The organism is Entomohabitans teleogrylli, assembly GCF_001484765.1.
Taxonomy (GTDB): domain Bacteria; phylum Pseudomonadota; class Gammaproteobacteria; order Enterobacterales; family Enterobacteriaceae; genus Entomohabitans; species Entomohabitans teleogrylli.
On the sequence record NZ_KQ947376.1, the window covers coordinates 444535 to 464440 of the forward strand.

Below are 19906 nucleotides of genomic sequence, written 5' to 3' on the forward strand. Positions count from 1 at the left end.
ATAATAAGGTTGTTTTTTATGGAGAAAAAATAATGAAATTACGGGTATTAATGGTGTCTGCATTACTGGCAACGGCTTCTCTGAATGCGCAGGCCAGCGAACATCCGGCATGGTCTTATGATGGCAACGGTTCGCCGGAACACTGGGCAGAGCTATCCCCGGAGTACAGCCAGTGCCAGACCGGCGCCAACCAGTCCCCGATCAATATCACCGCCGCTTTGAAGACCAACCTTGAACCACTCAACCTGCGTTTTATGGAACTGCCGCTGAAAGAAGTGAATAACGGGCATACCATTCAGGTGGCAGATAAAGGCGGGGATATTCTGACGCTGGATAACCAGACATTCGAATTGCAGCAGTTCCACTTCCATACCCCGAGTGAAAACACCATTGAAGGCCGATCCTTTCCGCTGGAAGCTCACTTTGTTCACCAGAACGCCACCGGGGAGATAGCTGTGGTCGCCGTGATGTTCCGGCCAGGCGAAGAAAACAAAGAACTGAGTAAACTCTGGCAACATATGCCGGCCAGCGCTGGTAGCGAAACAGCCATCAGTCAGAAAATCGACCTTAAAGGACTGTTTCCCAAAGAGATGAGCTACTACCGATTCAGCGGCTCACTGACCACGCCGCCCTGTACTGAAGGCGTGCGCTGGATAGTCATGAAACAGCCGGTAACCGTATCTGAGCAGCAGGTGAAACAATTTGCCGCCGTGATGCGCCACCCGAATAACCGCCCGGTACAGCCCGCCCACGGCCGCGTGGTAGTGGAATAATTCACCCTCAGGGCAAAGTGGCGATCCGCTTACCGGCCAGTAATGACAAGCGGATCGCCAGAGAAAGCGGTCACTGTTCGCGCTTTTGTACCTCCCGCCACACTTTCAGCGCCAGCACCACCAGACCGCCCGCCCCAAGAATCAGCACCAGCCACAACAGGCCTTGCTGCCAGAGAGCGGCTTTTTCGGCACTGTCTGTGGCAGTCAGTCGCTCCGGCCCACCCAGTACCTGGACGGGTTGCAGCCCGGCATCGGGCAAGTTGACCAGTGAAAACGATGCCCGCAACTCCTGAGGGATCAGCGCCTGAATGTCCATGGCCTGACCGCTGGCAGCCCGGTTGCCCCATACCAGCAGATAGGGCGAACTGCCCTGGGCGTTGAACACCACGGTGCGCACATCGCGCTCGCCGCTGACCTGCGGCGGACGATCGTTCCACTGCTGATTAACGCCTTTAATACGCACCGCCTGAACCACCTTTCCCCCCAGCGCAATCGGCCCGGAAAGGCGCTCGTCCAGGCGATAAACAACCTGTTTGGTTAGCAGACGCCAGTTATCCTGAGCGCTGCTGCGGTATTCGATCTCCAGCGGCAGGACCGTATTATTTTGCGCCGGCGCGATGTTAAGGGCGCTCAGCACCTGTGGCGAGGGCCAGCTATATTCCGCCTCGCCAGAGGAAACCGGTTTCACCTGCGTCTGCAACGTAATCCGCCGCTGTTCACGGGTGCTGTATTTCGCAATCCCCTTAGCGGTGGAAATAGTCAGCGCGGCCGGCGCCGAATCATCGCGGAGTGTCAGCAGATAATAACGCGCCCGCGGCAGGTAGTTGCGATGAAGATCGAGGGTATTCAGCAGCAGGCGATCGTCGCCGGACGTCAGATCCATCAGCGGCGCATTGTTCAGCAAACTGCGCCAGTCCTGCAAATTATCACTGTAACGCACGCTAACCCGCGCCTGCCAGTTTTCCGCCAGCCGCGGCCATTCCAGTTGTAGTTCGCTCAGTTGCGGATAATCGCCCTCTTCCCCGGCGACTTCCAGCAGGAAGTTGCGCCCGGCAGGCTGTTTCCTGTCCGCGGGTAATGTGACCTCAACCCCGGAGGCGGATCTTAACGAGATCATCGCCTGTTCGCCGGAATTGTCCTCTTTAGCATCCAGCGGAAAGACGCGCAGCGCATAAGTATCGCTGATCTCTTCAGTGGCAATATCCGGGGATAAAGCAAAAGGCACCGCCATCCCCTGGCTGTTGAATACCTGCATATCGCGCATATCCGGCCAGGCCGTCTGTTCGTAGACCCGGGCCGACAGTTCCACACGATAGAATGGTGCGGAGCCTTCGGTGATCAGTTGGCTGCCATAAGCAAAATCCTGCGGAGTGTCACCGGCAGTCTGCGCGCCAACCACAGCAGACAGGCATAACAGGCTCAGTAATAACCAACTATTCCGCTTTACGTTCATCTCGTCCCTCATTTTCCCCGTCAGAATCTCCCTGCTGCGCCGCCCGCGGCGGTAACGGAGAGAAATAGCCCACAATTAACACCAGAATCGCGACGCCGATAAACGCCACCGCCCGCGCCAGACCGCCGCCGCGGGCACTGTCGACCAGCATCAGTTTAGCAATCACCACACCCAGCAGCGCCGCGCCGGCAAACCAGCCTTCGCGGCGACCGCGCCGGGTCGACCACAGCATCACCACCAGCGCGATCAGCATCCAGAGCAGCGCAAAAGTGGTTTGCACCAGCCGCGATGACCACAGCGCCCCCGACCGCCAGGGAATATCGGCGTAACAGGCCAGCGCGCGCAGTACCGCGCCATTACCCCACCAGAACAGCATTATCGCGGCAAACAGCGGCAACCCGCGCTTCAGTTGCGGGGCATACGCCACAAACTCCTTACGTACGAAGCATCCCCACAGCAGCAGCGCCAGCAGGGCGAAGAACGCTCCCTCTTCCAGCGGGTTGATCAACGGCAGATAGCGCCAGCCGATCGTCACCCCGTCGTGCAGGTTCCCCTCCACCAGTAACACCAGCGCCAGCGGGATCAGCGGCAGCAGCCCCACGCCGCCATACAGACGCGGATGGGCGGTAAACGGCCAGCGCCTCAGCGCGCTGAGCGTCAGCACGATGCTCAGCGCCGCAAACGCCATCAGCAACGCAAAACGCCACTCGTCCATTCCCCAGCCCAGCGCCGCGGCGCGATACCAGACTTCATAGCCCACGGCCAGCAACAACAGCCAGAACAGTGACAGATGCAGCCCCTGCTCCAGCCAACGCAAACGGAGCGTTTTTTCTTCCCGTTTCAACAGCCACCCGGCAACCGCCAGCGACGGCAGCCAGATCAGGTTCAGCCAGCCGAAGTCCAGCAGCGAGCCTCCCAGGCCGGTCTGGCATAACAACACCGCGATCATCGCCGGCCACAGCAGCCACGGGGCATAACCCAGCTCCGGCCAGCGCAGTCTGCGGCTGGCGAGGTGCCACAGCATCACCGAGAGCGCCATCAGACCCAGCAGCGGCAGCAGGAAGTTCTGCGGCGCATGATAATTTTTATCCAGCGCGCCGCTGAGCGCCATCAGCCAGAACACGATACCGCCGGCCAGCAGAACATGGCTGACCGCGGCGAGGGCGCCGCGCCACAGCCAGCCCGCCCCCAGCCAGGTCAGTGACAATATGCTGAAAATCAGGGTAAACGAAAGCGCAGACATGCCATTGAACCAGGCTGTCAGCGCGGAGCCCAGCGCCAGTACCAGCAGGCCGGTGCCGCTATAGCTGACGCGCTTTTGTCCCTGGGTATGACCCAGCCACAGAATACCAAGCCCTTCCAGCGCCCAGGCCATTGAGGTCCACTGGGCCGAGAGCGCCAGCGGGATCGCCAGGGTCGTGAAGACACCCCCCAGCGCCAGCCCGGAAACCGCCAGTTGCCGCCCCAGCGCCGGATAGCGACGCAAACCGGCCCACGCCAGCAGCAGGTAAGCGAATCCGAAGCCGAGGGCGGAAAACGCCGGGCCGAACGCCCAGTGACGGGTAATCGCATACTGCATCCCGAAACCTACCAACGGCGGACCAAACAGCAACACCCCATCGATCACTTTCTCGCCGGGGATGTGATAGCGCAGCGACAGCGCCAGGCACAGTACGCCAAAAATCACCACGTTGGCGATCAGGAACAGCTGGCAGGAAAGGTAATATTCCGGCTGGTAGCCATTCATCCCCCACAACCCCGCCACGCCGAAGGTAAACGCGAAGCCCAGCAGGTTAAGCGGTCGCCAGGGCTGCCATACCGTAATGGCGAGGATACCGAGCGAGAGCATCAGATAGTAGGAGAACAGCCCCACATGACTGCCGCCGCCGGTAGAGAGGAGAATTGGCGACAGATAGCCGCCAATGCTGGCAAGCATCGCCAGACTGAGGGCGCGCTGTAAAACCGCCAGGCCGACGCTGGCGGCGCAGATAATCAGCATCAGGGCGAACGCCAGCAGATGCGGCAACAGCGCATACAGCCGGAACGCGCCAAACACCGTAATATAGAGGGCGCCAACCGCGCCTCCCTGCAATATCAGGGCATAGAGCGGCTGTTTCAGCCGCAGACGCCAGCCCAGGGCCAGCAATACCACACTGGCCAGCGCCGCGCCGGTCAGGCGCAGCTCAATCGGCAGCATATCGCGCTCGACAGTGTATTTAAGCAGGTAGGCCAGTCCGAAAAACAGCAGCAGAACCCCCAGCTTCGCCAGCGGGTTACCTTTCATAAACCAGGACACCAGACCACTCAGCACGCCGGAGAACATATCCGGTTTATCGTCCTGTATCTGCGGTGGTGGCGGTGGCGGCGTTGATTGCGTTCTTTCTCCCCATGGGGAGGCGGATAGTGGAGCATCGGATTCAGGCAGCGCTGTCGCGGGTGCGCTGAGCGCATTGTCCAGCGGCTCTGGCGGCGCAGGCGCGACCGGAACCACCGGAGCTACCGGCAGAGGCTGAACCGCGGGTCGCACTGCCTGCGCCGCCTGGATTGTCGTGGCGCGCGCCGGCCCGGTCTGGCGATCGTCCAGTTGTTGCTGGAGCGCTGCCACCGTCTGGCGTAAGCGCTCCAGTTCCTGCTGGTTACGTTTCCCCCGCCCCAGGGCCACCAGCGCCATTATCGGCGTTATCAGCAGGCTGAAAACGATGATCAGCCCACCAAGAAACAGAAGTCCTTCCATGAAACCATCCTGTCAGTGAAGCGATAATCACAGTCTGACATGAAAACAGGTTTTCGGGTACGCATTTGAGTCTCCCCTGCCGTTAATGGTTGATTTCCTGCCGAAAGAGACGGGCTACGGGTTAGTTGATTATGGTCTCAGATCAACAGAGAGTAACTTAATGTCTTTTATTGTTATTGACTCCCGACAATCGTTGTATTTCTTTGTAGTTATAGTTAATTTTGAAAAAATGATATCTCGTTGAAAAAAAGTGGCATCAGATTTTATTTGCTCTTGATGGCTGAAAAAACAAATGCCATATCAGGAATAATATAAAGGAAAATTCCTGGGGAGTAATGTTCATCATCAGGAAATGACATAATGAAAATTCCCAATCTATCAATAACATATTCGATGCCAGCATTTACATTGATTAAACACCCGCAGACAAAAAACGACTTTTTTAATGCCAGAAAAAACCATCATATCCATAACTCGTTGAAATATAATGAAAATGAACATTCTCAATTATTCGCGCCGCTCAAAAAAACACTTCCCATGCCCGTTGAATAGCTACAAACATGCATTTCATTAACAAAAAAACATTAAAATCAATGAAAGCCTTGTCACTAATCGTTAAAAACGACTTTCAGAATTGACATTTTTACTATATAAATTAATTAATTTCTTCAGTTCTCCTTAGCGCTGAATATTTATATTCTCAACTGATTAAAGCAGTTGATTTGTTTGTAAGTCATGGATAGTCAGGCGCACCCCAAATTACCCACGTTGTAATGTGACATCGCTTTTAACAATGAAAAAATAGCTATAGAAAGGAAAGTAGTCAGGAATAAGAACATCGTGAAGTCGTTTTACACTTCACCGGGCGGTATCCTGGTAGTAATAACAAAACCTCCGTTTTACCACCAATATACCATTCAGTAACATCATTATTTTTTCGGCATCGACGGATGCTAAAAAAATTATGTGTCAGATAGTTGGTTGCTTTTATTTCTTGCCGGAAATGCCTGACGGACGGGCTTCCCGTACCCGGGAAATAACCGATATCAATCAACGATAGTGTGATTACCTGCCGGAAGTCTCCGGGGGAATTTTATTGCCATAAAAACGGAGTTTTAATATGAAAATGAAACATTTTTTTCTGTCAGCGCTGATGTCTTCATCTCTGTTGTCTGTTAGCGCGATCGCGGCGGACACGGGCACCATCACATTCAATGGTTCCGTCACGGATACCACCTGTAAGGTAGATATTGGCGGCTCTGGCGCCGATGGCACGGTAAATCTGCCGCCGGTCTCCACTACCGCGCTCAACACTCCGGGAAACACGGTGGGTAAAACCAGGTTTACCCTGCAACTCAGCGACTGCTCTGGCGCGGCGTTGAGCACCGCAACCGCCAAAGCCTTCTTCCAGCCGGGCAATAGTGTCGATTCGGCGACCGGTCGCCTGCTCAATCAGGCTGGCGGCGGAGCGGCAACCAATGTCAGCCTGCAGTTGCGCGATGGCCAGGATGACACTGTCATCAACGCCGGCGCCGCGTCGCAAACTACCCATACGGCAGGCTTTGTGGATATCAGTGGCGCCGACATCGGTACCGCCAGCCTGCCGTACTTTGTTGAGTACTACGCAGAGGGCTCGGCCTCCGCGGGCGCCGTGACCAGTCAGGTGACTTACAACATCATTTATCAGTAACCCTCTGCGTTGCCAGAGGTGACTTTACTGGCCGGGGGAGTCCTCTCCCCCCGCCTTACAGGGAGAGTAAGCATGAATATTCGCCGTGTCACTGCCTGGTCCGGCCCGGCAGCTTGTCTCGCAGTCATCCTGTGCTTTCCTGCGGCTCACGCAGGGGTGGTGATCGATAACACACGCGTCATCTACGCCTCCGATGCCCGGGAAGTTACCGTCAGGCTCACTAATCTGGGAAAACGTGCAGTACTGGTGCAAAGCTGGCTTGATAACGGCGACGAAATGGCCACGCCGGACAAAGTCGTCACTCCTTTTGTTCTCACGCCGCCTATCAATCGGGTGGAGCCAGGTAAAGGCCAGTCGCTGCGCATCAGCGCCGCCAGCGCCTCCGCTCTGCGCCAGGACAGGGAATCGCTCTGGTGGCTCAACGTGCTGGAAATCCCTGCCCGCCCTGATAACCGGGTAGAGCAACAGAACTACCTGCAACTGGCTGTACGCACCCGTATCAAATTTTTCTATCGCCCTGCCGGCCTGAGGCAAGGCCCGACAGAAGCCGTGAAGTCTTTAACCTGGACGCAGGGAAATAGCGGGCTCACCGTTAATAACCCTTCGCCGTTTCATATCTCTCTGACCAGCGTCGCGATTGCCGGTAAAAAAGTGGCGATTGAAATGGTATCGCCCATGGACCGGCGAACCTATAGCCACGCCCGGGCGCCCCGCGGCAGTACCATCACCGCCACCTGGGTGGATGATTACGGCGCCTACCGGGAACAGACATTTACCGTCAACTGACCGGTCATTGAGGCGACTTTTTAACTTTTCGGAGCCTGAGATTTATGCTGGGAGCACATTGCCCGGAACAATATCCTTTTCTGCCCCTTGCTGCCGCGGTCGCATTTTGTTTACCCGCGCTCGCAGAAGAGACGTCGCCGTCGCTGTTGGAATTCGATCCCGCATTTATCTCTATGAGCAACGCCGTCCGTCTGGATCTCAGCCGTTTTTCCCGCGGCGGCGCTGCACTGCCGGGGATTTATCGTACCCGCGTCTATCTCAATGATCAGATACAGACCACGGAAGATATTTCCTTTGTCGAGCTGGCGGATAAACGGGTGGAGGCCTGCCTGACTCCGCGCCTGCTCGCTCAACTGCCCCTGAATCTCCCCGACGCGGCGCGCCAGGCGAACACGCCGTGTGTGGATATACAGACGTTTATTCCTGCAGCCCGGGTGGCTTTTGACAGCAGCGAGCAGAGCCTGAATATCTCGGTACCCCAGATATATATCACACGGATGGCGCGCGGAACGGTCCCCGCCGCGGCCTGGGACAGCGGGATACCCGCCGCCCTGTTAAGCTACAACGTCAGCGCCTGGAACAGCAACAGTTACGGGCATGATTACCGCAGCCTCTATTCCGGCATCAACGGCGGCCTGAATCTCGGCGGCTGGTATTTGCGCCATAATGGTTCCTGGAACTGGAATAACGCAACCGGCAGTCGTTATCAAAACATCAATACCTATCTACAGCGCGATATCCCGCAGATTAAAGGGCGGGTGATCGGCGGCAGTACCAGCACCACCGGCAGGCTGTTCGACACCCTGCCGTTTACCGGGATCAAGCTGGAGAGCGACGATCGCATGGAGCCCGCGTCCCGACGCGGCTATGCTCCGGAAATCCGCGGTATCGCCCGTACCAGCGCGAAGGTCACGGTGCATCAGAACGGTATGCTGCTGTATGAAACCACGGTCAGTCCCGGTGAATTCGTCATTGACGATCTCTACCCCACCGGTTATGGCGGCGATCTGGATGTCACGGTATACGAGGCCGACGGCAGCGAGCAACATTTTCAGGTGCCATTCTCTTCCGTCACACAACTATTACGGCCCGGCGCATCGCGCTATGAACTGGTGGCTGGCGAGCTCAACGCCAGCGGCGTACCCACCGATCCGCTACTACTGCAGGCTACCTGGCAGTACGGGCTCAATAACCATCTGACCGTCTACGGCGGCGCTCAGGGCAGCGAGCACTATCTGGCAGGCCAGGCCGGCGGGGCGGTCGCTACCCCGCTGGGGGCGTTCAGTCTGGATATCACCCACGCCCGCACCGAGCTTACCGGGCTGGCTCAGGATAACGATGTCTGGTCGGGGGAAAGCTATCGGTTGAGCTATAGCAAAAACATTACCGAAACGCGCAGCAATTTCTCACTGGCGGCTTACCGCTTCTCCACCTCCCACTACCTGGATTTCCTGACCGCGATGCAGACCCGGTATACGCTGGCGCGCGGTTATGACGATGATGCTATCCGGCGCGTCAAAAATCGTTTTACGCTCACCGCCACTCAGGGATTACCGGATCGCTGGGGGCAGTTGTACATCAGCGCCTCCAGCCAGAATTACTGGAATGCCGACGGCACGGATAAGCAGTACCAGATTGGTTACAACAACACCTGGCGCGGTATGACCTACGGTGTTAGCGGAGCGCGCACCCGCAGCGAGACGGGAACAAAACAGGACACCGTAATGCTGACGCTGAGCCTGCCGCTGGGCAGCGCCCGTAACGCTCCCACCGGGCGGCTGAGCTATACCACCGACAACGACGGGCGCCACGCCTGGCAGGCTGGCATAAGCGGAACCGCCGGCGAGGAGAATGCGCTGACCTATGGCGTTACCGGGGCGATAGCCAACCAGGGCACGGGCAGCAGCGGTTCAGCAAGCGCCCAGTACCGTTCGCCCTACACCACCCTGAGCGCCAGCGCCAGTACAGGGCGCCATTATCACAGCACCTCCGCCGGATTGAACGGCACAGTCATCGGTCACAGCGGCGGAATCACGCTTTCCCCCTGGCAGGGAGATACCTTCGCCCTGGTGGAGGCTAAAGGGGCCGAGGGCGCCCGGGTGGGCGGCCATAGCGGGGTTTATATCAACCGCTCTGGTTATGCGGCAGTGCCTTATCTGAGTCCCTACCAGATGAACGATATTGCCATCGACCTGCGGGGAACGGCGGCAGGAGTGGAACTGGAAAATACTTCGCAGAAGGTCGCGCCGCGCGATCGCGCAGTGGTGAAGCTCAGCTACAGCGCCAGGTCGGGTCGTCCGCTGTTAATCACCGCCGACTGGCAGGGAGAGCCGGTGCCGTTCGGCGCCGAAGCCCGGGATGAGCAAGGCAACATTGTCGGCTATGTCGGTCAGGGAGGACAGATCTACGCCCGGGTGGAAAAAGACAGCGGCGCGCTGAATATCGCCTGGGGCACAGACGGCGAACAACGTTGCCAGGTGAACTACCGCATGGCGCCTGGTGAGCCACAGAACAACAGTACCGCGCTGCAGATGTTCACTGCGGCCTGCAATTAAAGGAACATCAGCATATGAAAGCTAAACGCTATCCACATCTCATTGCTCTGTCGGCCTTATTGCTGGGCGGAATGTGTATTTCAGGAAAGGCTGCGGCTGTTTGCTATCTGTATGATCGCGAAGTCACAGACCCGAGCCAAAATCCTTTTCAGAGTCCCCTGACCTATACATTCCCGCTTAATATCCAGCTGACGGGGGCTGCCGAAGCGGCTGTCGGTAGCACCCTTTATAAAGGCACCGTCAGTACCCCCGAGACCAACATGCTGGTGACATGCTTTGTGGGAAGCAGTGGGATCCTTGGGCTTGCAGCGAAATACTCCGTGGACAGCGGCACGACCTGGAGCGGCGATATTGGCCAATACAGCGGTAAGATTTATAACACCGGTATCGCCGGCGTGGGGCTGGTCGTTTCTCAGGGCAGTAATATATTCCCTTATTCAACCACGTATTCGGGCTTTTCGGAATACACTCATCAGTTCAGCCATAGCGTGAATCTTGAATACGCCTTTATTAAAACGGGGCCGGTTTCTCCCGGTAGCGTTAGCAGCTCACAGTTACCGACATTTTCCGTCACCTTCAGCGCCACGGACAATTCGGGTACCACGAATATTAAATGGTTAGATATCAATTTTACCGGCTTCCTTGCCGTTAACGCCCCAACCTGTAACGCCACTGAAGCCGATAAGGTGGTTAATCTGGGCCAGTGGCCAGCCAGTCGCTTTGCCGCCGTGGGGAATGGCAGCGACTGGGTGGACAGCAGTCTCACCATGATTTGCGACGCGGCATTTTATGGCTCTGGCGGCGAATATGGCCAGACGTTGGCCTATGACAGCATAAATCTGATTGAAAATGGCGCGCCGCAGGTAACGGCCAACCGCGGTAATCACTGGGGAATACGCTTTAGTTCTCTCACCGGAGAAATAGATGCCTCCCGGGGGATCATTGCGCTGGATAGCAGTATGGGCGATAACGCCAGCGGTATCGGGATTCAGCTTTCTTCCACGGCTGACGACTCCGGTATCGCGGATCTGAATACCGGCTGGGCAGGCGCGATTGATCTGGGCAGCAATAACTTCCGCGTCCCCGTTTTCGCCCGCTATATCCGTACCGGTAACGTTACTGGCGGCAGCGCCAACGGCAAGGTGATCTACACCATTAGTTATCAGTAGCCGCTAAGGCTCAGACGGCAAATTTAGCCCCACCGACTTTCTGACGTGGGGCTCCTCCCATGCCCGGAAATTTCCCACGCCGATACTCACGTTATGGTATCCACTCATCAGTCGCTGCTCAGTGCGCCCTCGCAAAGTGATTAAATAAAACGCATTAAGTGTGTGGTTATTGATTTTGCTCAATCACATAACCTAAAAGTTATAATAATCATAACTAAAAAATCATACCAGGCTGGCTATTGCGCAAGGGAAATACTATGGATACGGTTTTACTCATCTCGGGCTTTCTGGTGCTCACCGCAACAATCGTTCTACTGGTTAAACGTTACGATACCCGTACGGTGCTTATCGGTTCCGGCATATTGCTATGTCTGATCTCACTGTCCCCCCTCAGCGCCTTTGAGGCCTTCTCCGCCCGGATGACTACCGGCGCGCTGATCCAGTCGATTTGCTCGAGCATGGGTTTCGCCTTCGTGATGAAATACACCCGCTGCGATTTACATCTGGTCAAGTTGCTGACCCGCTCCATGAAACAGCTCGGGGTCTTTCTGATCCCAATGGCGGTACTGGTGACTTTTTTTATCAGTATCGCCATTCCTTCCGCCGCCGGGGTTTCCGCCGCGGTCGGCGCGACCCTGATTCCGCTGCTTATCGCTTCGCGCATCCATCCGGCGATTGCCGCCGGCACCATTATCACCGGTACCATCGGCGCTACGCTCAACCCGGGTATTGCCCATAATGCGCAGATCTCCGCCATCGCCAAACAGGAGATCATCGATTTCGTTATCTACCATCTGCCGCTGTCGGCAGGTGTGATGGCGATTGGCGCTATCAGTCTGACACTGGTCGCGATCGTCAAAAAAGAGACGGCTCTGACGCCGGAACAGATGCTGGCCGCCCGGGAAGTGCCGCAAAAATCCACCCGGCCGGCCAGTGAAGTGGACGAGATCGTGGTGAAACCGCTGTGGGCGCTGGCGCCCTTTATCCCGGTTCTCCTGCTGTTGCTGTCCAGCTTTAACTTACCGGGCGCCACCAAACTGAGCGTGCCCACCGCTATGATCCTCGGGGCGCTGTATGCCCTGCTGGTCACTCGCTGCAACCCGAAGAACATCACGACTGAATTCTTCAACGGTATGGGCTCATCCTACGCCAATATCCTCGGCATCATTATTGCCGCCGCAGTGTTCATTGAAGGGCTGAAAGTGTGTGGACTGATGGACAGTTTCATCCACTTGCTGATTGATAAACCCGATTTTGCCCGCTGGGGCGGTTCGATTGGTCCGTTCATTATGGGCATCGTCACCGGTACCGGCGATGCCACGGCTTTCGCCTTCAATGAGGCGGTCACCCCGTCGGCCAGTAAGTTTGGATTTTTACCGGAAAATCTCGGCGCTGGCGTGATGTATGCCGCCTGCGTGGGCCGCAATATGTCGCCGCTGGCGGGCGCTACTATCGTTTGCGCCGGGCTGGCCTGCGTGAATCCGCTGGAAGTGGCAAAACGCACGGCGCCGGGCATGATCGCCAGCGTACTGGCCATCGCCCTGATTTGGATGGGAATAGCGTAAGAGGATGTCACCACTATGAAGTCAATTGATGCACAAAAATTAGTTGAATGGCGCAGAACCTTTCATCAATTTCCTGAGCCAGGCTGGGAAGAGTTTGTCACTACCGGTACGCTGATCCCCCTGCTGCGTGAAATGGGGCTGGAAGTCAAAGCCGGTCCGGCAATTATTTGCCGGGAAAGTATTCTCGGGCGCAATGTCAAACAGGTCGAAGCCGCTATCGCCACCGCCAGGCAGCACGGCATCTCTCAGGATCTGCTGGATGAAATGGACGGTCTGACGGGATGTATGGCGATACTCGATAGCGGCAGACCGGGACCAACATTTGGTTTCCGCTTTGATATTGATTGCGTCTATGTTCAGGAGTCCTGCGAAGCAAGCCACCTTCCCCATCAGCAGGGATTTCAGTCGCGTCGGTCGGGGCTGATGCACGCCTGCGGTCACGATGGCCATACCGCCATCGGGCTGGGGGTGGCCGCCTGGCTTATCGCTAATCGCGACGCGCTGCGCGGCAAATTCAAACTCATTTTCCAGCCAGCGGAAGAAGGCGTGCGCGGCGCCCGGCCGATCTGCGACAGCGGCGTACTGGACGATGTGGATTATTTCATGGCCCTGCACCTCGGCTGTAACCTGAAAAAAGGCCAGGTGTTGCTCGACCCGCAGGATTTCCTGTGTACCACCAAACTGGATATCCACTTTCAGGGCGAGCCGGCCCATGCCGGATCGGACCCGGAAAAAGGCCATAACGCGCTGGCCGGCGCCTGCCTGGCCGCCTCACAAATTCTCGCCGCGCCGCGCCACAGCGCCGGGATGTCGCGAGTCAATATCGGCGTTTTGCGCGCCGGCGAAGGGCGCAATGTGATCCCCGCCAGCGCGGAAATGCAAATTGAAGTCCGCGGCCAGAGCGCGGCTATCGCCGAATATCTTGTTGATTATGTTGATCGCTGCGTTCAGGGGGCCGCCCTGATTCACCAGCTCAGCGCCAGTACGGTAAAAACCGGCGAGGCGGTGGATTTCCGCAACGATCGGCAGATGATCGATGTGCTGCAACAGGTGATCGACCGCCATCCGGAACTGTCCAGCGTCAGCGCCTCGACTGCCGGTAGCGAAGACGCCTCATTAATGGTGCGTCGGGTTCAGGAACACGGTGGTAAAGCCATCTACTTCATTGTCGGCGCCGATCAGCCGGCGGGCCACCATAAAGCGAAATTCGACATCGCCGAAGAGGCGCTATCCATTGGCCTGACGCTGTTCAGCGAAGGGCTGCAGACCATTCTGGCAGCGCCGGACCAGCATTAACCCAGGGAACGGCAGCCGCTGCGCTGCCGCTTTTAACCTCTGTACCTGAAGGAAAAATAATGAAAAAAATCCTGCTTAGTTGTCTTATCGGCACCGCCCTGCTGACCAGCCCGCTTTCGCTGCTCGCCAAACCCGGCGTCACCCTGTTTGCTACCGGGGGGACTATCGCGGGTAAAGCGAGTTCGGCCAAAGAGGCGACGGAATATAAGGCGGGAGAATTAAGCGTCGGGCAACTGGTTGCCGCCGTGCCGGCCTTAAACGAGGTGGCGACAATTTCCGGCGTCCAGATAGCCAACGTTCCCAGCGGGGATATCGACCAGCAAATTCTGCTGGCGCTGACGAAAAAAATCACTGACACCCTGCAACGGGCAGATCAGTCCGGCGTGGTGGTCACCCACGGCACGGACACCCTGGAAGAGACCGCGTTTTTCCTTGATTTAACCGTCAAAAGCCCGAAACCGGTGGTTGTCGTGGGCGCCATGCGCCCGGCAACGGCGATCAGCGCCGATGGCCCGATGAATTTATTGCAGGCGGTAACGCTGGCCAGTAGCGACAGCGCCCGGGATCGCGGCGTACTGGTGGCTTTTAACGATCGTATCGCCTCCGGTTTTTATGTATCGAAAACCAACGCCAACGTCACCGATACCTTCAAAGCCACAGAACCCGGGTATCTCGGCAGCTTTGTCAAAGGCCAGCCGTGGTTTTATTACTCCCCCGCCCAACCGTCTGATAAGCCATTCTTTGACGTCAGCCAGAAAACCAGCCTGCCAAAAGTGACGATTTTGTACGCCCACCAGGAACAGGATCCAGCGCTGCTGGAAGCGGCGGTGAACGCTGGCGCTCAGGGGATCGTCATTGCCGCCGCCGGTAACGCCGCGGTACCTGTCAGGGCGAACGCCGCCATCGAAAAAATCATGGCTAAAGGCGTGCCGGTAGTGCTTTCCACCCGTACCGGTAATGGCTATACCTCAATGCGCACCGACGGTTCCCGGCACGGCATTGGTTCAGGTATTTATAACCCGCAGAAAGCCCGCATCCTGCTGATGCTGGCGCTGGCCGAAACCCGGGATATGGATAAGATACGCGGTTATTTTGACCACTAACCACGGCTGCGCCTGAAAACCTCAGGCGCAATCTCAGACCGGTTGAGAAAACCGATCGGCCGGCGGTTGATGAGCGCGAATAAACTCGATATAGGCCTGGACGTCGCTGTCGACATTCTTTTTGGTAAAGCAGGCTACGGTACTCTGAATACGCGGTAAAAATTCGCGGTACTCAATGCCTTCGCTGTGTAGCAGCGGAAAGGCGCTGACCAGGCTGACGCCCAGCCCCTCTTTAACAAAGATACAGGCGGTCTCCAGGTCGGAGACTTCAGCGATTTGCTCGGGGCGGGCTGAGGCTTTATTCAGCGCCCGGTCGAGCAGATTGCGGCCAATATTGTGTTTTACCAGCGCGATAAATTTTTGCTGGTGCAGATCTTCCGCGCGGATCTCCTCTCTGGCGCACAGCGGGTGGCCGAGCGGCAGCGCGCAGATGATCTGGGTTTTGCGAATCGGTATCTGGTTGAAGTTATAGTTGTAGTTTTCTGCGATCGCATCGGCGATAGCGACATCCGCCTCATCCCGGGCGATAGACTGCAAAATCTGTTCGCTGCGCACAATTTCCAGATAGATATGCAGGCTGGGGTGTTCGCGCATAAACTGCGCGGTCATCTGATTCAAAAAACCGTAGGCGATAGTCGGCGGCACCAGTACCCGAAACTGCCGTTTACGCTCCCGCTGCCGAAACTGGCTGAGCCGGGAAAAAGATTCGGCGATAAGCCCAATCTCCTCGTACAGCAGTAGCGCATCAGCGCCGGGCGTTAAGCGGTTATTCTCCCGGTGAAACAGCGTCCGCCCACAGCGCTCCTCAATCTGATTCAGCGCCCTGCTCACCGCTGGCTGGGAAACCCCAAGCCGTTCGGCGGCCGCGGTGACGCTGCCGGTATCAATGACGGTCTGGATGATTTCCAGATCGCGCAGTGTGGCCCAGCCGCCAGACCAGGAAGCGCGTTTGATATCATTTGTCTTTGCCGATTTCTTCATAACGACCCACGGTGTCCGGACATCTACGGGTAAATCACAACCCCGAATAGTATACGGCGTTTTGATTCAATCAGTTAACAAACCCGCACATAATGAATTTCATTTTGCGACCGGCAGATCGGCATAGCGCGTCGTCCAGGCCGGGGAAAGCATCTCACGCTTCATTGACCACGGCTGTTGAATCCCCTGTCCGGCAAACCATATGGTTCCCCGCCCGGACTGATTCAACTGGTCAATCACCGCCATTAGCGCCGCGCTGTTAGCCCGCGGCGGCGCACTGTCGAACAGGCTAAGCTGCGCCACGCCCTGGCTGTAGAAATCGCTGAGCATGACGCCCGCCTTCATATAACGGTGGCCATCAACCCAGATGCGCAGCAGGGCTTCCTGCGCCAGCCGGATAATATCCCGGGTATCATCAGAGGGGGTGATGAATTGCCCCGATTGCTGATTGCTGTAGAACACCTCTCCCTCCGCGTGAGGACTGGTACGTAAAAAGACGCTGACCTGCCGGCAGAACTGGTGCTCCTGCCTTAATTTCACCGCGGCGCGTTCCGCATAGCAACACACCGCCTGGCGCATTTCTTCAAAGCGGGTTATCCGGTGGCTGAATGAACGGCTGCTGATAATCTGCTGTTTGGTCGGCGCGAACTCCTCCAGCCCGAGACACGGTTCGCCGCGCAACTCGCGCACTGTTCTTTCCAGCACCACGTTGAAATGTTTGCGAATCACCCATGTTGAGCTTTCCGCCAACTGGAGCGCCGTTTCAATGCCCATCAAATTGAGTTTCTTGCTGATGCGCCGTCCAACACCCCAGACCTCTGCCGCCGGCACCTGCGCCAGCAATTTACGCTGTCGCCCGCTGTCGGATAAATCGACCACGCCACCGGTTTGGGGCCACTTTTTAGCCGCGTAGTTAGCCAGTTTCGCCAGCGTTTTCGTAGGCGCGATCCCGACGCCAACCGTCAATCCGGTGTACTGCGCCACCCGCTCGCGCACCTGATGGCCAAAATCACGCAGAGCAACACAGCGGCTGACGCCGGTCAGATTCATAAACGCTTCATCGATGGAGTAAATTTCCAGCGCCGGCGCCATCTCTTCGAGGATTTGCATGACCCGATGGCTCATATCGGCATATAAGGCGTAATTGGAGCTAAAAACCTGCACCCCGCGGCGATACAGGTCATCGCGAATTTTATAAAACGGTTCGCCCATGTTTATTCCCAGCGCTTTTGCCTCCCCGGAGCGCGAAATAATGCATCCATCGTTATTTGACACCACCACCACCGGCCGCCCCCGCAGGTCCGGGCGAAAAATCCCCTCGCAGGAGGCGTAAAAACTATTGACATCCACCAGCGCGAACATGGTTATTTATGTATTTTCAGAGTGTGGGTCACGACGCCAAAGACCTCCAGGGTTTCCGGCGTCACGGGGATCGGCGCATAACTCGTATTGCGCGGCAGCAGGCACAGCGTCGGACGGGTACGCAGCTCCTTCACAGTAAACTCCCCCTCCACGGCGGCAATCACAATATCGCCATGCTCCGCCCGCAAAGAACGATCCACCACCAGCAGATCGCCATCGCCAATACCGGCGTCGATCATCGAATCGCCGCTGACTTTAATGAAATAGGTCGCGCTGGGGTGCCTGATCACCAGTTTGTTCAAATCGAGCCGCTCTTCGATGTAGTCCTGCGCCGGGCTGGGAAAACCGCACGGCACCCGCTCAAGAAATAGCGGTAAGCAGATGATTTGATTAAGTTCAGAGGGAAGTACCACTTGCATAATAGACTATCTTGCCAATGACTGTATATAAATACAGTATTATCATCTGGCAGGAATGATCAAGACGCTTTTCAGACGTTTCCAGGAACCCTCTGACATAGCGGGAAATTTAGTTCCGCGGCCAGCCGAAAACGCCGACGGGCCCGGGGCATTACACTTTCAGTACATCAGTACCCGCCCCAGCGCGTACTGCTGGCACCACATTTTTTTATAGTCTGCCGTCGGTTTACCAAAGGAATAACGCATCGCTTTGCCGCTCTGCTGGCACTCCTGCGTAGCCCGGTTGATGTTGACCCATGTCAGCACCGTTCCCGGCGACAAATGCTTCAGCGTGAGATCCAGTCCGGTACAGATATAGTCATAATTTATCCACTGCGGGCTTTCGGCGCGCATCACCAGATGATAAGCGCACGGCTCCCCCTTCATAAACAGTACCTGCCCCCACAGGTGGCGGGAAAACGTCGACAGATAGGCTTTATGCTCTTCCAGACCCGCTAAAGGAACGCCCCAGCGGCGATAAAACAGCTCGGCATAAATATCCGTTAATTCAGAGGGCGAGAATGTCCCGACATCGCGAATTTCTCCGCCCTGTTCCAGGAAAGTACGTAACTCGCGTTCACGGTTTTTCCTGAACTTACGGTTAAAAGCGTTGATATCCCGGGCCAAGCAAATCGCCCTGCCGGCGTTAATGCGCCATGTGCCGTTCAACAGATGCTCCCGGTGAAGATCAGAGAGGATCCGGCATTTCCAGGGCAATACCAGTCGGGTGCCGTTGCGCACCGGCAAAATCAGCTCATCCCGGGAGATGGGGAATTTACAGTCCCGCGTCAGGTGTGCGGTTTTACTGTCGCCGGCAATATGCCGGTTGTCCCATACGCTGATGGCGGCGGTCACATTCCCCTGCGCATCAGTACGGCCAAAGTAGCGGGTGTGGATCCTGAGCTCCTGCTCCTGCCAGGCTAAAACCCCCGGGTGTGTGGACAGGTTACCGCCATAGCGCTCCCAACAGGTCTGATAGATAGCAGGCGTGATTTCTTCGAGACCGCAAAATTTTTTCAGCATTATTGTCCATCATCCATCATGCTTTGGTCAGAAAACGGGCTGTCCCTGGCGAGGCGATATCTTTCATCTCCTGGCCTGCCGTACAGCACGAGAGTTCCATGTCCGTCCTGCGCATCTCTACGAGGAATATCCGCGTCAGATAGCCCGACACAGCAACAGAAACCCCTGGCGGCCATCATGAACCATCGATCTTAACGTTTTCTTAAGGCGTTACCGGCGGGCAGAGAAATCATCATCCGTGAGCGATAAGCGGCGTTTTTCAGGCACAAAAAAGGCGATTGCCTGAACAATCGCCGTTAAGGAAATACGGATAGTGGTGAGATAATTGTGGGCCGCGCCCGCTTAGCGATATAGTCTTATTTGCGCGTCGGCTATTCCCAGCGCTGCCTGCCAGGATTGCAGAGTTACCAATGCCAGTCGGGAGATTCCCGCATAAAACGGGTGTTGTGCCGAATCAATCATCAGCGTCAGAAAGCGGTATCCCCACGGCAGAAGATGCTCACCCAGTAACTCAGCCAGCAATTGCGGTTTTTCCTCCGCCGCCCAGGCGACCAGCAGCATCAGCAGACCGAAGTGATCTTCCGGCTCTTTACCCTCTGTCATACCGGCAATGTCATTCTGGCGCATCCACTGGCGCAAACGGAGAGTCGACTCCCCGAAAAGCACGCTTTCTTCATCGGTATACACCGATCCCCATGGCGGCGCGGGCAGCGCGTCCGGGCCGATAAAAAGACGCTGATAAGCCTCGTCATAACTTTCTTCGCTGACCTGAATTAACTGGTGGTGAATGGCATCCAGGGTCTGCGGATCGCCTCCCCACTCCGCCAGCCAGTCACGCGTCTGCATATAGCGGATAAGGGCGCTGACATCGTCATGTTCCGCAGAGCGATAAAACAAAATGCCTAATATCCTGGCCTGCGCTGCAATCTTATCGATTAGATTGTCCTGACTCATGGCA

Annotated in this window: 15 protein-coding genes; 8 read left to right on the forward strand and 7 right to left on the reverse strand. The window is 56.6% G+C overall.

The window, feature by feature from the left end:
- The first annotated feature begins 32 nt into the window (after positions 1 to 32).
- Positions 33 to 773, forward strand: a complete 741-nt coding sequence (locus AQ981_RS02070; protein ID WP_249226249.1) for a carbonic anhydrase — start codon at positions 33 to 35, stop codon at positions 771 to 773.
- 70 nt (positions 774 to 843) lie between these two features.
- Here AQ981_RS02070 and AQ981_RS02075 read toward each other — a convergent pair whose 3' ends face one another.
- The gene (locus AQ981_RS02075; RefSeq protein WP_058910081.1) at positions 844 to 2226 is read right to left on the reverse strand and encodes a DUF3999 family protein; all 1383 of its coding nucleotides are present in this window, start codon (positions 2224 to 2226) and stop codon (positions 844 to 846) included.
- Positions 2207 to 4960 (reverse strand): DUF2339 domain-containing protein, encoded by a 2754-nt coding sequence (locus tag AQ981_RS02080; RefSeq protein WP_058910082.1) that lies wholly within the window; start codon positions 4958 to 4960, stop codon positions 2207 to 2209. The genes AQ981_RS02075 and AQ981_RS02080 overlap by 20 nt, the downstream gene beginning before the upstream one ends.
- Positions 4961 to 6080: 1120 nt before the next feature.
- Between AQ981_RS02080 and AQ981_RS02090 the strand changes: the two genes are divergently transcribed.
- From AQ981_RS02090 to AQ981_RS02120, 7 genes are all read left to right on the forward strand, one after another.
- The gene (locus tag AQ981_RS02090; RefSeq protein WP_058910084.1) at positions 6081 to 6650 is read left to right on the forward strand and encodes a fimbrial protein; all 570 of its coding nucleotides are present in this window, start codon (positions 6081 to 6083) and stop codon (positions 6648 to 6650) included.
- A 72-nt stretch (positions 6651 to 6722) separates the two neighbouring features.
- Complete coding sequence (locus AQ981_RS02095) at positions 6723 to 7436, forward strand: fimbrial biogenesis chaperone (RefSeq protein WP_058910085.1); 714 nt, start codon at positions 6723 to 6725, stop codon at positions 7434 to 7436.
- A 44-nt stretch (positions 7437 to 7480) separates the two neighbouring features.
- On the forward strand, positions 7481 to 9991 hold the full coding sequence (locus tag AQ981_RS02100; protein WP_058910086.1) for a fimbria/pilus outer membrane usher protein: 2511 nt from the start codon (positions 7481 to 7483) through the stop codon (positions 9989 to 9991).
- 14 nt (positions 9992 to 10005) lie between these two features.
- Positions 10006 to 11160 carry a fimbrial protein gene (locus AQ981_RS02105; protein ID WP_058910087.1) on the forward strand — a complete coding sequence of 385 codons (1155 nt, stop codon included), beginning with the start codon at positions 10006 to 10008 and terminating at the stop codon, positions 11158 to 11160.
- 257 nt (positions 11161 to 11417) lie between these two features.
- Positions 11418 to 12725, forward strand: coding sequence for a C4-dicarboxylate transporter DcuC (gene dcuC, locus AQ981_RS02110; protein WP_058910088.1), 1308 nt, complete (start codon positions 11418 to 11420; stop codon positions 12723 to 12725).
- A 15-nt stretch (positions 12726 to 12740) separates the two neighbouring features.
- Positions 12741 to 14021: an amidohydrolase gene (locus tag AQ981_RS02115; protein ID WP_058910089.1), complete on the forward strand. Its 1281-nt coding sequence runs from the start codon at positions 12741 to 12743 to the stop codon at positions 14019 to 14021.
- 59 nt (positions 14022 to 14080) lie between these two features.
- A complete protein-coding gene (locus tag AQ981_RS02120; protein ID WP_058910090.1) occupies positions 14081 to 15124 on the forward strand; it encodes a type II asparaginase in 1044 nt (347 codons plus the stop codon).
- Between the two features lie 33 nt (positions 15125 to 15157).
- On the opposite strand, the gene AQ981_RS02125 is transcribed toward AQ981_RS02120, so the two are convergent.
- The 5 genes from AQ981_RS02125 to dmsD form a co-directional block, all read right to left on the reverse strand.
- Positions 15158 to 16105 carry a LysR family transcriptional regulator gene (locus tag AQ981_RS02125; RefSeq protein WP_058910091.1) on the reverse strand — a complete coding sequence of 316 codons (948 nt, stop codon included), beginning with the start codon at positions 16103 to 16105 and terminating at the stop codon, positions 15158 to 15160.
- Positions 16106 to 16204: 99 nt separating this feature from the next.
- The gene (gene umuC / locus AQ981_RS02130) at positions 16205 to 17467 is read right to left on the reverse strand and encodes a translesion error-prone DNA polymerase V subunit UmuC (RefSeq protein WP_058910092.1); all 1263 of its coding nucleotides are present in this window, start codon (positions 17465 to 17467) and stop codon (positions 16205 to 16207) included.
- A 2-nt stretch (positions 17468 to 17469) separates the two neighbouring features.
- Positions 17470 to 17886 carry a translesion error-prone DNA polymerase V autoproteolytic subunit gene (gene umuD / locus AQ981_RS02135; protein WP_058910093.1) on the reverse strand — a complete coding sequence of 139 codons (417 nt, stop codon included), beginning with the start codon at positions 17884 to 17886 and terminating at the stop codon, positions 17470 to 17472.
- Between the two features lie 159 nt (positions 17887 to 18045).
- A complete protein-coding gene (locus AQ981_RS02140; RefSeq protein ID WP_058910094.1) occupies positions 18046 to 18948 on the reverse strand; it encodes a GNAT family N-acetyltransferase in 903 nt (300 codons plus the stop codon).
- Positions 18949 to 19290: 342 nt separating this feature from the next.
- The gene (dmsD, locus tag AQ981_RS02145; RefSeq protein ID WP_058910095.1) at positions 19291 to 19902 is read right to left on the reverse strand and encodes a Tat proofreading chaperone DmsD; all 612 of its coding nucleotides are present in this window, start codon (positions 19900 to 19902) and stop codon (positions 19291 to 19293) included.
- Between the last annotated feature and the right edge of the window lie 4 nt (positions 19903 to 19906).

Excerpts from the sequence above, each read along its gene's own strand:
- AQ981_RS02070 (WP_249226249.1), top strand. The coding sequence starts at position 33 with ATGAAATTACGGGTATTAATGGTGTCTGCATTACTGGCAACGGCTTCT.
- AQ981_RS02075 (WP_058910081.1), bottom strand. The coding sequence starts at position 2,226 with ATGAACGTAAAGCGGAATAGTTGGTTATTACTGAGCCTGTTATGCCTG.
- AQ981_RS02080 (WP_058910082.1), bottom strand. The coding sequence starts at position 4,960 with ATGGAAGGACTTCTGTTTCTTGGTGGGCTGATCATCGTTTTCAGCCTG.
- AQ981_RS02090 (WP_058910084.1), top strand. The coding sequence starts at position 6,081 with ATGAAAATGAAACATTTTTTTCTGTCAGCGCTGATGTCTTCATCTCTG.
- AQ981_RS02095 (WP_058910085.1), top strand. The coding sequence starts at position 6,723 with ATGAATATTCGCCGTGTCACTGCCTGGTCCGGCCCGGCAGCTTGTCTC.
- AQ981_RS02100 (WP_058910086.1), top strand. The coding sequence starts at position 7,481 with ATGCTGGGAGCACATTGCCCGGAACAATATCCTTTTCTGCCCCTTGCT.
- AQ981_RS02105 (WP_058910087.1), top strand. The coding sequence starts at position 10,006 with ATGAAAGCTAAACGCTATCCACATCTCATTGCTCTGTCGGCCTTATTG.
- dcuC (WP_058910088.1), top strand. The coding sequence starts at position 11,418 with ATGGATACGGTTTTACTCATCTCGGGCTTTCTGGTGCTCACCGCAACA.
- AQ981_RS02115 (WP_058910089.1), top strand. The coding sequence starts at position 12,741 with ATGAAGTCAATTGATGCACAAAAATTAGTTGAATGGCGCAGAACCTTT.
- AQ981_RS02120 (WP_058910090.1), top strand. The coding sequence starts at position 14,081 with ATGAAAAAAATCCTGCTTAGTTGTCTTATCGGCACCGCCCTGCTGACC.
- AQ981_RS02125 (WP_058910091.1), bottom strand. The coding sequence starts at position 16,105 with ATGAAGAAATCGGCAAAGACAAATGATATCAAACGCGCTTCCTGGTCT.
- umuC (WP_058910092.1), bottom strand. The coding sequence starts at position 17,467 with ATGTTCGCGCTGGTGGATGTCAATAGTTTTTACGCCTCCTGCGAGGGG.
- umuD (WP_058910093.1), bottom strand. The coding sequence starts at position 17,886 with ATGCAAGTGGTACTTCCCTCTGAACTTAATCAAATCATCTGCTTACCG.
- AQ981_RS02140 (WP_058910094.1), bottom strand. The coding sequence starts at position 18,948 with ATGCTGAAAAAATTTTGCGGTCTCGAAGAAATCACGCCTGCTATCTAT.
- dmsD (WP_058910095.1), bottom strand. The coding sequence starts at position 19,902 with ATGAGTCAGGACAATCTAATCGATAAGATTGCAGCGCAGGCCAGGATA.